We start from the raw sequence: 15525 nt of genomic DNA, 5'->3' as shown, positions 1-15525 counted from the left end.
CATGGATTCTCGGCCAACTCTTCCGGTGTCTACGACGACCTAATCTATAAGCAAACCGCCCTTTCGGAACCTGTAAGGCCCCGCGAAACTCCCTACAACGCAGGTGTGCGTCACGAGCCTCCCTCCCAGCCACGTATGTAGCTGGTAGCCGGGTGGCTCCATCACGAAGCAGTCGGGCCCCTCTGGGCTCAGATCAAGCACCACCTGGTGGGCGGAACTCGGGCAAGTGGATGCAACCGTGCCTCCAAAACGGCACTGAATGGACCGATGCAGGTGGCCGCACACGACACGCTCGACATGCCTGTACTTGAGCAGAATCTTTTCCAAGGCATCGGCGCCTTCCAATCCGACTGCATCCATGTGTGCAATGCCGGTTGCAAATGGAGGGTGGTGCATGGCAATAACCGTGGGGCGACTGTCTTCTGCAAGACGCGCGTCTAGCCAGGCCAATCTTCTGTCGCACAGTTGCCCACGCCCCTCGTCAGGGACCACCGTGTCGAGCACAAGTAGCCGCAGTGGCCCCAAGTCCACGGCGTACTGCAAGAACTCCGTCGCCTGCGAAAGGTAGTCGAAGCGAGGTCCATTGAAGGCCTTTCGCAGCGCTGTTCGCTCGTCATGATTGCCAGCGACGAGGTACATCGGCATGGTGAGTGGGGCCAGTAGTTCATTGAGCAATGCGTACTCTTCTGGACGGCCATAGTCAACGAGATCGCCAGTGATGAGAATCACGTCGGGTGGAGTGGCCAGACCCACGATGTCAGTCACGCACTCACGAAGCAGACCCGCTGTATCAACCACGCCGTAGGCAAGCTTTCCGTTGGCCTTGATATGCATGTCTGAAAGCTGCGCGATCAGCATAGGGTGCTCTCAGAAAATGCGTCCACCCGCAAGCCCACTGCCTGTCCTTGCGACAGCGAAGTCCGGGGTGGCAACTTCAGGATGACTTCCTCACCTCCCTGCAAACGGACCTGGACACGGTGGTGATCACCCAGGAATAGGCAGGAGACAACGGTGCCTTGCAAATCCGCCAGCGCCGCAGGTACCAGTACAGCGTCTTCGGGCCGAAAGCGCAGGCTGCCAACCACATTCAGTGTGCCTATGAAATCTGCCACAAATGCGTTGGCCGGATTGAAGTAGATCTGTTTTGGAGTGCCGATCTGCGAGATTCGCCCCCGATCCATCACGGCAATACGGTCCCCCAAGGCCATGGCCTCCGCCTGGTCATGCGTTACGTAAACAGTGGTGATGCCTAGGCTGCGCAGCAGTGCATTGATGTCCGAGCGCAGCGTTTCACGCAGACGCGCATCCAACGCCGTGAGGGGCTCATCCAGTAGCAGAACACGCGGGCGCGGCGCGATGGCGCGGGCCAATGCCACCCGCTGCTTTTGCCCGCCTGACAATTGGTTGATTTGGCGTGTGGCCAGCGACTCAATGTGCATCATGGCCAGCATCTCCTTGACACGGATGTCGCGATCAGCGCTCGGCATGCTCCGCACCTTGAGTCCGTAGGCAATGTTCTCTTGTACTGTCATGTTGGGAAACAATGCATAGCTCTGGAAGACCATGCCCACATTGCGCTGCTCGATGGGCAGGTGTGTCACGTCGTCATCGTTGAAGTGCACAACCCCCGTATCGGGCGACTCCAGTCCCGCAATGATGCGCAACGTGGTCGTCTTGCCGCAACCCGAGGGACCGAGAAGCACCAGCGTTTCGCCGGCCTCGATCTGAAGATCGGTCGGCTCCAGCACCCGTTGCTGTTTGTAGGTTTTGGTGCAGGCGTGAAGGCGCACACGGACTCCGGGATCCTGGTGGCTCAAATTCATGGGGAGGCTTTCTTTGCACCCGCCAGCTGCAATGCAATCAGCAGCGGAACAATCATCATGAAGAAAACGATCGTGTAGGCGCTGCCTACCTCGATGCGCAAGGAGGCATATGCGTCAGCCAAGCCCACGGGCAGTGTTTGCGTCAGTGGGGTGTGCAGCAGCAGCGTCATGTTGAACTCGCCGATGGACAGCGTCAGCACCATGAGCGCTCCCGCAAGGATGCCGGAGCGACAGTTGGGCAGGACTACTCCAAAGAAGCGCTGGCAAAACGATGCACCCAGGCTTCGTGCGCCTTCCTCCAGCGTGTGCATATCCACCGATAACAGCACGGCAAGGACCGACCGAACCATGAATGGCAGCGTGAAAAGCACATGGCCCACGAGCACGAAAGTCCAATGCGTCCGAAACTCTCCCACGGCACCATACGTGACGATGAGTGCCAGTCCCGTTGCGAGCCCAGGAAGGGCCACGGGTAGCATGAGCAGTTCCTCAATGGTCCGAGCTAGTCGCCCCTGGGTTCGAGAGAGTACGTATGCCGCAGGCACCCCCAGTACCAAAGTGCAGGCAAGGCAAGCGATGGCGATACCCATGGATAGCCACAGGCTGCTTTGGTAGTCTGTCCAGACCTTGGCTACCCACTTGAACGTCAGCCCGCTGGACAATCCCACGAATTGGTTGTTGGTCAGCCCGGTGAGCACCGACAGGATCACTGGCACGATCAGGAAGGCTGCTACGCACCCAGTGAACGCGAGCAGTGCCCAGAATAGTGGAGTACGGCCTACGCGCGGAGCGTTGAACGCAGGCGTATTTGGTGACTGCGTCATGCGGCTGCGGCAACGCTGTTGCCTGTGAGTGTTCGGGCAAACGCCAGGGCTGTCCAAGTCAGCAGGCCTAGGGCGAACGAGAGTGCTGCCGCCATGGCGATATTGGCCTGCAGCGTGAATTCGGTATAGATGATCATGGGAAGTACATCGATGCGGGTAGCCAGCGTGAAGGCTGTACCAAAGGCTCCCATCGATGTTGCGAAGCAAATGGCTCCTGCTGCCAGGAGTGCAGGTTTGAGCCCAGGAATGAGCACATCGCGCAAGATGCGGCAGTGCGAAGCGCCCAAGGACCGGGCAGCCTCTACCAACTGTGGATCCAGCTTCTCTGCCGCAGCCATCACCGTGAGGATGGTGCGGGGGATGGAAAAGTAGATGTACCCCACAAAGAGGCCCGCCATGGAATAGGCGAACACCAGGCGTTCACCGATGAGCAACTCTGTGGCCAATGGAATGAGTCCCTGCCGGCCTCCCAGCATGATGACCATGAAACCGATGACGACACCCGGGAAAGCCAGTGGCAGGGTCAGCATCGCCGTGAGCACCTGGCGACCGGCAAACTCATGGCGTGCCAGGAAAACCCCTGCGATGGCAGAGATCACGAGCGTGGTCAGCGTGACGAGGGCTGACAGCACTACGGTGGAGACCATGCTGCGCAGGTAGCGCGGCTCTGTGAATGCTGCACTGTAGGCTGCCCATCCCAGCTCCCCACTTCCCCCGATCAACAGTAACCGCGTCAGAGGAATCGCGAAGAACACCAGAAAGACGGCCGCGCATGGAAGCATCAGTCCCAGCAGCCAGGCGCGGTCCGATTTCATCAGCCCACTTCCTTTTGGTAGCGCTCGCCAATGGCCTTGGAAGCCAAGGACAGCTTCTGCACATCGATCGCCTGGGCACGCTGGTATTCCGTATCAGGCAAGAAGCGCTTTTTGACATCTGCCGACATGGCTGCCGAGAACACGGGGCGCAGATAGGCATTGGCCCAATGGCTTTGGCCTTCGTCCGAGAGCACGAAGTCAAGCAGCTTCTTGCCCTGCTCGGGATTGGGTCCGTTCTTGACCAAGCCCATCACGTAAGGCAACTGCTGCGTGCCTTCCTGCGGGATCACGAAAACAGTGGGCGCTTGGTCGCCGTACTGTCCGCGGTAGGCGTTGAAGTCGTAGTCGATGAGGATCGGAATCTCTCCCGACAACACGCGTGCATAGGCCGTCTGCGTCGGAACGATGGGGTTGTTGGCTTGCAGTTGTTTGAAGAACTTGATGCCGGGGTCCAGGTTCTCATAGCTGCCGCCCAGCGCCAGGTTGGCGGAAATCACGCCCACCTGGCCCACCGCTGCGCTGCCGGGGTTGAGGTAGCCCACCAGGCCTTTGTAGTCGGGCTTGAGAAGGTCGGCCCAGCTGCGAGGAACGGGCTTGCCACGCAGTGCCTGCGTATTCACAAAGAAGCCCAGGGTGCCGGAGTGGATCGTGAACCAGCTTCCCTCTGCGTCCTTCAGAGACGCTGGAATGTCAGCCCAGCGCTTGGGCTTGTAGGCCTCGATGACGCCGGCCGCCTTGGCTTGGGGGCCCACTTGTCCTCCCAGGTACACGATGTCCGCCACGGGCTTGGCTTTTTCTGCAATCAAGGCCGCGAGTGACTGGCCGGAGTTCTTGTTGTCCGGTGGCACCTGGATGCCCAGACGCTGATTGACCATGCGCAGCATGCCGCCCCAGTCAGCCCATTCGGGCGGACAGTTGTAGCAGATGGCCCGTGAAGACTGGGCAAACGCTGGCAAGGCAGCACTGGTGCCAACTGCAGCAGCAGCCAGGAGGAGATCGCGGCGATTCATCATCAGAGTTTCCTTTTGCATTGAGGAAGGGTTGCGGGGTTTTCGGTCAAGGGGGAGGAACGGAACCTGCCTGGTGTTGCTGAGCGCGCTGCGAGGCAGTGCCTCCCAGGCGCAGCGTGTGATGCAGCAGGGCGGGACCCAAGTAGCGCTCACCGGCAATCAACTGCAGCAGAAGATCGACCGCTGCACGTCCAATCTCGGCGGTGGGCTGCACCACCGTGGTCAGCACAGGACTCAACCATTCGCCCACCTGCACGCCATCAAAACCGGCGACACTGACCTGTTCTGGGACGCGTAAGCCCAAGTCACGCAGGTCACGGATGACCGTCATGGCCAGCTGGTCGGTGGAGCAGAAAAGCGCCGTGGGCGGTGAGCGCCGACCCAGCAGGCCCTGAAGTTCGCTGCGTGTGTCGCAGGTGGTGAAGGGGACCTCCAGAGGCTCACTCCAGGGAAGACCTGCGGCGCTCATGGCCGCTTGGTAGCCCAGAAAACGCTGGAGAGAACGATCAGACTGCTGAAACTGTCCAGCAAGCATGTGCACGCGCTGGTGACCCAGAGAAAGAAGGTGCTCCACCATCTGTCTGCCCGCCAGAAAGTTATCGACACTGACAAAAGGGCGCGCAGCCAGGGATGGCTGTGTTCCACCAGGCTGGTTGAACACCAATACATAAGGGACCCCTTCGGCATCGAGCTTGTCCAGCACCGAGCTGTGAGCAGCGTCCGCCACTGTGAGGATCAGTCCGTCCACGCGTTGCTGTAGCAGGCGCTCGCTGGCTCGTTCCTCCGCATCGACCTGGTATCCCGTGGTGCTTACGGCGATGACCTGTTGGTGCGACTGCGCTTGCGTCTCGATGCCCTGCAGACATTCGGCGAATACCGGGTGATTGAGTGTCGGCAGCATCACGCCGAGCGTGCGCGTGCGGGTGGCGCGCAGGTTTCGACCCATGAGATTGGGGCGGAACCCAAGTTGCCTCGCCACGGCCAGGACGTTCGCCGAGGTTGTGCCGTGCACTGCGCCACTGGCGTTGAGCGCCCGCGATACGGTCGCAACCGAAACTCCCGCTGCAGCGGCCACCTCTTTGATAGTCGGTGCCTTGGCGATGGAGCAGTCACCTGACGGTCGGGGGTTCGGCATGCCTGAATGCAATCGTTGTGGAAACGTTTACATCATTGGCGCTGCGCGTGACACCACTGTGACGCCGACACAGCTGTTTTAGACCAACGGCACAAAGCGGGTCAAATTTTCTACCCCCATCCGCAGGGAGTGAAGATTGGGGCGGTATCGCCAGCGTTAGTGCCCCCGCACCAGAAAATCATGGACACGGGGGTTTTGGGGGATCGACCAAAGTCAAATCGACCGCCGCTGTCCGCGCGTATGGACAGGTAGCGGGCCGCGGACTAATTGGCGGGAAGCACTCTGGCGGTTGCGATCTCTGCCGCGCAGTCCTGTCTGTGCACCCAGTCAGTCTGGAATGACCTCGAAGGCGATGAACTGATTGGCCTGTGTATTGGCGGTGAAGTTGTTGTCCGCCGCCAGCACGATGGTGCGGTGGCCATTGGGCAGGGTCTTTCCCCAGGTGATAGCCTCAATGTTGTCGAGCTTCAAACCCTCGTAGGTGATCGGCATCTCCAGCAATAGCTTACGGTTCATGGGCGTGTAGGTTGCTGCGCCCGCGAGACTGGCCATGTTGATCACGTTGGTCGTGCCATCGGTGATCTCGGTCTGCACCAGGCGGATGGTGTTGCCGATACCGGAGGCAAAGGCCCGCTCTACCGCGATGAACTTCTTGTTGCCGATGGCCAGGAAATCCGACAAACCATTGTCCGGACCGAACGGCGCTCCGGCCGGTGCATCCACCGGAATCTTTGGCAACTGGTAGGCATACTGTGCCTTGGCTGCACCTGTGGCTGGGTCGAGTGCCGTGACGCGCACCACGCTGCCGGCCTGCACGGTGGTGAGCGGGCCGTCCTGGATCAGCGCATCCTCATTGGCCACGAAAACAGTGCCATCGTGCGCCACGGTCAGCGCCTCAAAGAGCTTGTTGCTGCGCGCTCCCATGGTGGTGTTGTCCACGTAGTTGTAGATCGCTGGCATCTTGAACTCGCGCACGAACTTGCCTGCAGTGGTCATCTCCCGCACAAATGGCTGAAACAAGGTGGCAGCTGTCGTGCCCCAGTTGCCCTCGGACGACCAATACAGGTTGCCATTGGGTGCCAAACGAATCGCCTCCGGGTCCACTGTTCGCGCCGTTGCAGGGAAGGGGGCGCCATCCTCGCGTTGCATGTACATCTGGCGGTTGACCTTGACTGTGACGGAGCCAGTGGCTGCATAGTCGATGCTCAGGTTGTAGAAGCGGGGCGTGCCACGCTCGCCGCCCCGATCATCCGAGATTGCCCAGTAGCTGCCGTCCGTGGCTTGGTCAAGCCCCGAGATGCCACCAAACTCCACGCCCTCAAACAGCGTACCGGTGGGGATGGAGGCTGCGCCGATCAATTTGAGCGAGGCGACGCGGAATTCGCCGGTCTTGTTTTCATCGTCGCTGCCACCGCATGCGGTCAGGGTGACCGTCAGTGCGATGAGGGTAGAGGCGGCGGCCAAGCGGCGCCAGAAGGAGTTGAGTGCGAAGCCCATGTTGAGTGTCTTTCTGCGGATGATGAAGAAAGCACGGGAGCATGGGCGGCGAGCGCGTCAAGGGCGTGACACTCAAGAAAAACACAGGGCGACTTTTGCTATCAGAAGCCGATCAGGCACGTCTTTGCCGTTCCACGGGCAAGCCCAGCCTGCGTGGGGCAGATCAGCTTGCCCACGCCAGCTTAGCGTCGCGAATGGGAGTTGCCGGGTCAATTCTCCAAGGAAATCAGCAGGATTGCGGATGCAATCGGCGCAAGTGCACCCCACCCACCAAGTCGCTTTTAGAAGATGCTCGGAGAATCCTGCTCAGTAGTCTTTTGACGAATTGCAATGAACCTGTCCATTGTGGTTGGGCAGCTTCCAAACCATCGCCGTCATTCCATGCGGGGGCGACTAGCACTTGGACCGTGATATCTGCCATTTTCCAGCCGTTGGCTGAGCGCATTGCTGTGTGCGCCTCAACCGAGTAGCCTAACCAATACCTTCGCAAGCATGTCATCGACATTGAGCGCTTGGATCGCTCCGGGCAGTTCTATATCCCCATGCATGACGAAGACCGGCTTACCCCACTTGAGGCCCATTGCCATCTCCGACAGTGTGCCCAAGTTGCTGCCGATGGCCACCAGGCAGACACCACTGCGCGCGATGATGGCATTGCGCATCTCCCCCATGCCGGTGGGCACCGCCACGCTCAGCCACTCGTTTGCCTGGGAGTCATCGTCCTCGGGCAGGATGCCCACGGCAATCCCTCCGGCCTCGCAGGCCCCACGCGATGCGGCCGCCATGACGCCACCGCGCCCGCCACAGATCACCACCATACCGGCTCCCGCCAGCGCATGCGCCACGGCGTAAGCGGCAGCGCACTCGGCCGCCCCTGCATCGCCCGGCCCGATCACGGCCACCGGCTGGCGGTGGCGCGATGGCCCCTTTTGTTTGAAGGCTAGGCGCTGCAGCGCCTGTGTGACCGATGCCGACAGCTCCTCAATGACCGGCACCAACGGCACCCCGCTCGCGACTTCGCGTAAAGACATCACCCACTCCCATTACCACCACACACACCACCATCAGCACCAGCGACAAGGCCGCTGCCACCGCAAAATCCGACCCACCATCGCTGACCTGAGCCAGCAGCATCAGCGGCAGGATGTTGAGCTGCGTGCCCACCAGAGCCAACGCCGTGCCATACGTGCCCATCGCAATCGCGGCCACCATGCAGGCATTGGACAGTACCGAGGGCAGCACCTCTGGCACCACCGTGTCCCAAAACGCCCTCGCGCGCGATGCACCCAGCGTGCGCGCGGCCTGCGAAGGCCGCAGGTCGAGGTTGGCAAACACCGGATACAGCGACAGCGCCACGCGCGGAATCAGGTAGTAGGCATAGGCCACACCCAGGCCCGAGACGCTGTAGATCCAGCCGCCGATGACCGCCGGGTCGCCGCCCAGGCCCGCCAGCAACTGCGTGACGAAACCTGCCCGGCCAAAGGCCAGGATGAAGCCATAGGCAATCACCAGCCCCGAAAAAGCCAGCGGCAGGCCCAGCAACGTCATCATCCACTGGCGACGGGGCGCACTCTGGCGCGCCAGCTCGATCGCGATGCAGGTGCCCACCAGCGCCGACACAGAGCCCGTCGCCAGCCCCAGTACCAGCGTGTTGCGCAACGCACCGAGGAACAGCGGGTTGCCGAACAGGCGCGCGAAGGCGCTGCCGCCATCGCCGAAAGCCTCGGGCAGCAGGGCTGCCAGCGGCACTGCAAAAAAGAGCGCCATGAAGGCCCATGCGGGCCAGGCACCGAAGCGTCGCATGCCGGCACGCCTACTTGTTGCCCAGCGCAGCCAGGGCCCAGAGGCGGTCTACCTCGGCCTTGCGCTCGGAGGCCTTGACCACGTCGAGCGGACGAATCTGCGGTGCGGCCGGCATCTTGGCAGCCACGTCGGCGGACAGCGGCGTGCCCGGTACGGCGGGGCGCACGAAGCCCTGGGCGAACAGCGACTGCCCGGCCTCGCTCATGATGAAGTTGAGCCAGAGCTTGCCGGCATTGGGGTTGGGGCCGTTCTTGACTAGGCTGATCGCATAGGGCGCGGCCACGCTGGCCTCCTTGGGGATCACCACCTCGACCGCATCGCCCATGCCATCGACATGCTTGGCCTTGAGGCCATCGTTCTCGTAGCTGATCCAGACCGGAATCTCGCCCTTCAGGAACTTGGCGTAGGGCGTGGTGCCCTCCACGCGCAGCACGTTGCCGACCGCATGCAGCTTGCCCAGGTAGTCGGTGCCGGGTTGCACGTTGTCCACGTTGCCACCGTTGGCGTAGGCTGCGGCAAAGGTCAGCACCTGGCCGATGCCGGTGGACCGCGGGTCCAGGTAGACCACCGTGTTCTTGAACTCGGGCTTGAGCAGGTCTGCCCAGCCGGTGGGCACGTTCTTCACAAGCTTCTTGTTCACCAGGAAGGCGATGTTGAGCGTGTGGATGGTGAACCAGCGGCCATCGGCCTCGCGGAACACCGGCGGCAGCTTGTCGAAGTTGACGGGCTTGAAGGGGGCCACCACGTCCTTCTTCGCGGCGTCCAAGGCCGACGCGGCGAAGTAGTAGGCGGTGTCGGCCTGCGGGCGGCGCCTGGTCTTATCCAGCGCCACCACGGTGGCCGCCGAGCCGATGTCGTTGTAGGTCAGCTCGATCTCGGGGTAGCGTTTCTTGAAGTCGCGGAACAGTGACTTCCAGTTGGCCCATTCGGGGCCCGTGTCGAAGGAGACGCACAGGCCTTCTTTCTGCGCCTCTGCGTACAGTGCCTTCTCGCCAGCATAGAGTTCGGGGCCATCGAAGGCAAAAGCGCTGCGGGCGGCGAGCGTGGCGAATGATAGTGCGGGCAGTGCACCTGCGGCCTGGATCAGTTGTCTGCGTTGCATGGAGGCTCCTCAGTGGGTTGGGATGGAAATGATGAAATCAGTGGTCGAGCAAGCGGATGTGCTCCGGCGCGATGGCAATCGCTTGCGCTGCCGGAACAGGCGATTCAGCAAGGAAAGGCCTGCTAGCGCCCTGGACTTCGAAGTCGTAGCGCGTGAGCGCACCCAGGTAGCGCTGTGCACCCGTGCGCCCTTGCAAATGGTTCACGCCATCCGGTGGCGGGTCGGGCCGGATGTGTTCTGGCCGCACCAGAACATGCACTTCGGCGCCTGCAACGCGGCTGCCCGTATCTGCCAGAAGCTCAGCAAACCCGAGGTCTAGTCGACCTGGCGATGCCACTTTGGCAGGCAGGATGGTCGACAGCCCCACGAACTCTGCCACTGCGCGGTTGGCTGGGTGCTCGTAGATTTCGCGCGGGGTGGCGAACTGCAGCAATCGGCCGTCCTTGAGCATGGCAACGCGGTCGGCCATCACCAGCGCTTCTTCCTGGTCGTGTGTGACCAACAGTGTGGTGGCGTTGAAGCGCTGCTGGATGGAACGGATCTCGTCACGCAAGTGGCCACGCACGCTGGCATCCAGCGCCGACAGCGGCTCGTCGAGCAACAGGGCCAGCGGATCGATGGCCAATGCGCGTGCCAATGCCACGCGCTGCTGCTGCCCGCCCGAGAGCTGGGCAACGCCACGCTCCGCATGGGCACCCAGACCCACGATGTCGAGCAGTTCCTGCGCTCGCCGGTGGCGCTCGGCCACGCCCACCTTGCGCAGCTTGAGGCCGTAGGCCACGTTGTCGAGCACCGACAGGTGCGGAAACAGCGCATAGCTCTGGAACACCATGCCCATGCGGCGCTCGTGTACCGGTGTGCGCGACATATCCTTGCCATCGAAGGCGATGTGGCCCGTGTGGCCGGTGGTGAGCCCCGACACCAGCTGGAGCAGCGTGGATTTGCCCGAGCCGCTGGGCCCGATCACCGCCACCAGTTCGCCGGTGCGCACCTGCAGCGACACATCGTGCAGGCCGTGCGCACTGCCCGGGTAGTGGTAGCTGACGTTGTCGAGGACGAGGCTCATGGGCGTTGCTTTACCAAAGAGGAGGACAGGAGGGCCGATGCGCCGGCCAGCACCAGCAAGATCACCGTGGCGGCGCAGGCAAAGCCCGTGGCGCCGTAGAAGGCCTGCAGCAGCACGACCGGGTAAGTGCGGTTCTGAAAGCTGGTGAGCAGGTTGGAGACACCGAACTCGCCCACCGAGATGGCGGCCACCATCACCAGCCCGCTGATCAGGCTCTGGCGCAGGCTGGGCAGCACGATGCCGCTGAACTGCTGCCAGCCCGAGGCGCCCAGCGTGGCCGCCGCCTGTTCGAGCCGGCCAAGGTCCAGGTGGCGCAGATCGGTCAGCAGCGTGTTGGTGAGGTAGGGCAGCGTGAGGATGGCGTGCGCCGCGATCAAGAGCGGCATGGAGCCGAGCCATGGCGCCAGGTCGGTGTTGAACACCGCCATGTAGCCAAAGGCCAGGGTGATGGCCGGCACTGCCACGGGCATGGCGCTCACGACGCGCGCCGCCAGCCCACCACCACGCCGTGCGCCGTGGTGCAGCGCATAGGCCAGCGGCAGGGCCAGCACGGTGTTGATGGCGCAGGCGGCCATGGCCACCACCAGACTGCTCACGAAGGCTTTGCGAAACGAAGTGTCCTGCCACAGGTCTAGGTACCACTGGCCGGTTATGCCCGTGGGCAGCAGCGTGTTGGTCCAGTTGCCGCCCACGCTGCCGACCATCAGCAGCGCTATGGGCAGCAGCAAATACAGGCCGTAGATGAGTGAAATGCCGCGAACCACCGTTTGTCTCCGATACCGTTGCCGCCCGGAACACTTTCCGGATACGCTACTGTTTGCAGCGGACAGGCCCGCAGCACCAGACAAATTCTAGGGAGAACTCTGCCATTGATGGGTGAAACCTGGATGAGGACACTTGAGCAATTGGAAAACGTTTTTCACACAGCTTTCATCAACCCCGGATATGAAACGCGACTGCCCCACCATTCAGGAGCTGCTGGCCTTCGACGCCGTGGCCCGCCACGAGAGCATCACCCTCGCCTCGGGCGCGCTGTGCATCACGGCCAGTGCGGTCAGCAAGCAGATCGCGGGGCTGGAGGCCTTTCTGGGCCGCCAACTGCTGCAAAAGAGCGGGCGCGGCGTGGAGCTCACGCCTCAGGGGCGTGTGTACTGGCAGAAAATTTCGGGCGGCCTGCGCGCCATCGAGGCCGCCACTTTTGAGGCCCGTTCGGGTGATGCGGGTGCTGGCCTGCTCACGCTGGCCAGCGTGCCCACCTTCCTGACCAAATGGCTGATCCCCCGCCTGCCCGACTTCAGCCAGAAGAGCCGCCACGTGATGCTCAGCTTCAGCCGCCACCTGGAGCCCAGCGACGGCATACCGGCCGGGGTGGACGCTGCCATCCGCTACGGCCCCGACGGCTGGCCGGGCGTGGTGTCGGAATACATCGCGGGGCGCGAGTTTGTGCTCATCGTGGCGCGCAGCCTGATCGAGGGGCGCCACCGCATCGCTCAACCGACCGACCTCCTGGGTCACACCTTGCTGCACCATGAGGGAGCACCCACCGCCTGGAGGCAATGGGCTACGCAGCATGGGATACCCGAGGTTCAGACCCTTGCAGGCCCGCGTTTTGCCCAGTATTCAGCATTGATCCAAGCCGCCTTGAACGGCCTTGGCATTGGGCTTGTGCCCGCGCTCTTGGTGCAACAGGAATTTTCCGAAGGTTCGCTGTTGAGCCCCTGCGGCAGCGCTATCCGGGTAGACCAGGGCCACTACCTTTGCTATCGGCCTGACCGTCTCGACCTGCCCGGCTTCACCGCGTTTCGCGCGTGGCTGCTGGAAGAGGGTGAGCAGTCGCGGGGGGCGGGGGGTTGAGCGTGTCCAATCCACAGCTCAACTTCGTACCACTCCCAGACGCAAAGGCGTCTCCCGCAGCGCAGCCGACCTAGGGTGCAATTGGTCCGTTTGTTGAGACCGGAAGTGCGGGCATCCGACCTCTTCTGAAATCATCGCAGTGAAATAAAACTGTCACGAAACATTTTGTTTCTATCGCGACAATCACAGTGTTACTCAACAGTAGGGCTGCGTCGCGTGCGGAAGTATTTTTCAACAGACAGTTTCGCGGGACGTGCATTCTCAAAAGGGGATATCTGGCAACGAATCCAGTGGGCCAGCATAGCAATCGCAGGTAGTGCGGTTTTCTTGATTTGCTTTTTGACCTGGCAGCGCTTGCAAGCGGAAGAGCAGCTGCTGGAAGCCAACGCCCAGGCGCAGCACCAAAGTCTGGCGACCATCATCTCGGAGAATTTGTCGCAGGTGATGGACAGAGGTCGCACGGTCGCCGTGGTGGCAGAGTCATGGCTTGGTGGAGATCTGGAGGAAGCCGAGCAACGCCTTGCAAACATCTTGGCAATCGATCAGATATTCCTGAATTTTTCGCTCTACAACACATCCCTCGAACTGGTCTACAGCTCTTCCCCTACAGGCGGCAACGCCCCACGCTTGGAGGACCTGCAGTCCCTACTTTTAGGTAGTGCTCGATCTCCCAAGCAGACTTTGGCGGTGTTGCCAACGTCCGGCCTGCAGGAACGCCGGTGGGCGACACCTGTCCTTTTCCCCGTGGCTGACGAGATGGGTGTGAGTAAGGGGTTTCTCCTCATCACGCTCGATATGGGGTATTTCCTCAGTCTCTATCGAAATATCGATATCGGGCGCAGCGGCGTCATTCACATACTTGGGGAAGACGGTACCGAATTGGCGGAGGCACGATCTGAAGGTTTGACCCACAGGCTTCAGACTCAAAAGTTTGCGGAGTTCGCTGCCGCCGCCAAAGCAGGAAAAGACAGTAATCTTGTCGTCGATCTTCATGGTGACGGGCAACACGTTTCCAGCGTGCGACGGGTAGAGCGGTCGCCCTTCATCGTTGCTGTGAGCAAAGAGTTGTCAGAGGTGCGCGCAAGCCATGTGCGTAGCAGCGCGCGTGTCTGGGGTTCCATTGCCGTATTGGCTAGCATACTGGGCATCGCCACATGGGGCCTGGTGCGCGGCTTCAAAAGGCAGCAACTGCTCTTTTCGGCTCTGGTCGGCGCCGATAACGAAAATCGCTCACTCATTGCCCAGCTCACAGAGGAGAAAGCGCGCGCTGTGGCTCTGGCATCGTTCGACCACCTCACAGGACTGAATAACAGGCGCATGTTCAATGAGCTGGCGGCCAGCCACCTGGAAGTTGCCCGCAGAAGCCGCAAGCACTATGCGTTGATATACCTTGACCTCGACAAATTCAAGCTGATCAACGATACGTTGGGTCACCACGTGGGTGATCGGCTGTTGCAGGCTGTGGCGGAGCGCCTCGCGAACGGGTTGCGCGGTGCGGACATCATCGGCCGAATGGGTGGTGATGAGTTTGCTGTGCTGCTCACCGAACTGGACTCCGCAGAGTCCATCGACGCCATTGCAAAGAAGCTGCTGCTTCAGCTCAGTCAGCCTTACAACGAGATCGAAGGCCACAACGTCCAGACCAGTCCCAGCATGGGCATCGCTATGTTTCCACGCGATGGGCACGATGTGGTGACTCTGTGCCGAAACGCAGACTCGGCAATGTATATGGCCAAGCGACGCGGGCGCGGATGCTATGCGTACTACGACGCTTCCCTCAGACCGCTCGAAGACCGTGCATTGAGATTTCAGGGTGAATTGCTGAAGGCGATAGACAGCGGTCAGCTTGTTCTGCACTTCCAGCCGAAGGTTCGGCTGGCGGACTTCAGGATCGTGGGTCTCGAAGCGCTTGTCCGATGGACGCATCCTGAGCTGGGCCTCATTCACCCCGGCGAGTTCATTCCCGTTGCTGAGGAAACTGGGTTAATCATTCCTCTGGGCTATTGGGTGATGCAGGCATGCTGTGCGCAGCAAGCCGAATGGAAGGCCTTGGGCGTGGATTTGATGCCGGTCGCCTTCAACCTCTCTCCAAGACAACTGCGTGACGCCAGCTTGCCTGGCCAAGTAGAAAAGCTACTCGAAAAACATGGCATCGGTGCGAAAGAGATAGAGATCGAAATCACCGAAAGCTCGCTGGTGGAGCCGATGGAGATGGCCCAACAGGTACTTAATGAACTGCACGAAATGGGCGTATTGATCGGTCTGGATGACTTCGGTACCGGCTACTCAAACCTGAGCCAAGTTCGAGAATTGCCGATCAGTCATCTGAAGATCGACCGCTCGTTCATCAACGAGATCCGGACCAGCAAAGAAGTCGGAGTGATTGTGACTTCCATGATCACTCTGGCCCATAGTCTGAACATGAAGGTGATTGCGGAAGGCGTAGAGCTGCTTGACCAACTGGTGCAGCTCAAGACAGCTGGGTGCGACGAAGTCCAAGGCTATTTCCTCAGTCGTCCACTGCCGCCCGAAGACGTACTCAAATTAATGCAACAGCGAACTCTTTTGCCGCAATGAAAACTGCTTGTACCCACCT

The 15525-nt window shown here is 61.1% G+C and carries 14 protein-coding genes; 2 read left to right on the top strand and 12 right to left on the bottom strand.

Annotated elements, in window-relative coordinates; all coding sequences use genetic code 11:
• Nucleotides 1-39: 39 nt before the first annotated feature.
• From ACK41V_RS05600 to ACK41V_RS05545, 12 genes are all read right to left on the bottom strand, one after another.
• Nucleotides 40-858 (bottom strand): phosphodiesterase, encoded by an 819-nt coding sequence (locus ACK41V_RS05600; RefSeq protein WP_409779005.1) that lies wholly within the window; start codon nucleotides 856-858, stop codon nucleotides 40-42.
• Nucleotides 852-1823 (bottom strand): ABC transporter ATP-binding protein, encoded by a 972-nt coding sequence (locus ACK41V_RS05595; protein ID WP_409779003.1) that lies wholly within the window; start codon nucleotides 1821-1823, stop codon nucleotides 852-854. The genes ACK41V_RS05600 and ACK41V_RS05595 overlap by 7 nt, the downstream gene beginning before the upstream one ends.
• Entirely contained in the window at nucleotides 1820-2647 is an 828-nt protein-coding gene (locus ACK41V_RS05590) for an ABC transporter permease (RefSeq protein ID WP_409779000.1), read from the bottom strand. Before ACK41V_RS05590 ends, ACK41V_RS05595 begins: the two co-directional genes overlap by 4 nt.
• A complete protein-coding gene (locus tag ACK41V_RS05585; protein WP_409778997.1) occupies nucleotides 2644-3462 on the bottom strand; it encodes an ABC transporter permease in 819 nt (272 codons plus the stop codon). The genes ACK41V_RS05590 and ACK41V_RS05585 overlap by 4 nt, the downstream gene beginning before the upstream one ends.
• Entirely contained in the window at nucleotides 3462-4475 is a 1014-nt protein-coding gene (locus ACK41V_RS05580) for an extracellular solute-binding protein (RefSeq protein ID WP_409778994.1), read from the bottom strand. The genes ACK41V_RS05585 and ACK41V_RS05580 overlap by 1 nt, the downstream gene beginning before the upstream one ends.
• A 43-nt stretch (nucleotides 4476-4518) precedes the next feature.
• Nucleotides 4519-5607 (bottom strand): substrate-binding domain-containing protein, encoded by a 1089-nt coding sequence (locus tag ACK41V_RS05575; RefSeq protein ID WP_409778992.1) that lies wholly within the window; start codon nucleotides 5605-5607, stop codon nucleotides 4519-4521.
• 327 nt (nucleotides 5608-5934) lie between these two features.
• Entirely contained in the window at nucleotides 5935-7104 is a 1170-nt protein-coding gene (locus tag ACK41V_RS05570; RefSeq protein WP_409778989.1) for an esterase-like activity of phytase family protein, read from the bottom strand.
• A 458-nt stretch (nucleotides 7105-7562) separates the two neighbouring features.
• Nucleotides 7563-8135 (bottom strand): TIGR00725 family protein, encoded by a 573-nt coding sequence (locus tag ACK41V_RS05565; protein ID WP_409778986.1) that lies wholly within the window; start codon nucleotides 8133-8135, stop codon nucleotides 7563-7565.
• Entirely contained in the window at nucleotides 8086-8907 is an 822-nt protein-coding gene (locus ACK41V_RS05560) for an ABC transporter permease (RefSeq protein WP_409778983.1), read from the bottom strand. Before ACK41V_RS05560 ends, ACK41V_RS05565 begins: the two co-directional genes overlap by 50 nt.
• Before the next feature lie 10 nt (nucleotides 8908-8917).
• Nucleotides 8918-10009, bottom strand: a complete 1092-nt coding sequence (locus ACK41V_RS05555; protein ID WP_409778980.1) for an extracellular solute-binding protein — start codon at nucleotides 10007-10009, stop codon at nucleotides 8918-8920.
• 37 nt (nucleotides 10010-10046) lie between these two features.
• Nucleotides 10047-11075 (bottom strand): ABC transporter ATP-binding protein, encoded by a 1029-nt coding sequence (locus ACK41V_RS05550; RefSeq protein ID WP_409778977.1) that lies wholly within the window; start codon nucleotides 11073-11075, stop codon nucleotides 10047-10049.
• The gene (locus ACK41V_RS05545; protein WP_409778975.1) at nucleotides 11072-11839 is read right to left on the bottom strand and encodes an ABC transporter permease; all 768 of its coding nucleotides are present in this window, start codon (nucleotides 11837-11839) and stop codon (nucleotides 11072-11074) included. The genes ACK41V_RS05550 and ACK41V_RS05545 overlap by 4 nt, the downstream gene beginning before the upstream one ends.
• 181 nt (nucleotides 11840-12020) lie before the next feature.
• On the opposite strand from ACK41V_RS05545, the gene ACK41V_RS05540 reads away from it, so the two are divergent.
• A complete protein-coding gene (locus ACK41V_RS05540; RefSeq protein WP_409778972.1) occupies nucleotides 12021-12929 on the top strand; it encodes a LysR substrate-binding domain-containing protein in 909 nt (302 codons plus the stop codon).
• A 339-nt stretch (nucleotides 12930-13268) separates the two neighbouring features.
• On the top strand, nucleotides 13269-15506 hold the full coding sequence (locus ACK41V_RS05535; RefSeq protein WP_409778969.1) for a putative bifunctional diguanylate cyclase/phosphodiesterase: 2238 nt from the start codon (nucleotides 13269-13271) through the stop codon (nucleotides 15504-15506).
• Nucleotides 15507-15525 lie beyond the last annotated feature (19 nt).

It is taken from the genome of Acidovorax sp., from assembly GCF_046291265.1.
Classification (GTDB): domain Bacteria; phylum Pseudomonadota; class Gammaproteobacteria; order Burkholderiales; family Burkholderiaceae_C; genus Acidovorax.
Note: the sequence above shows the minus strand (reverse complement) of the source record. Positions and strands in the feature narration are given on the sequence as shown.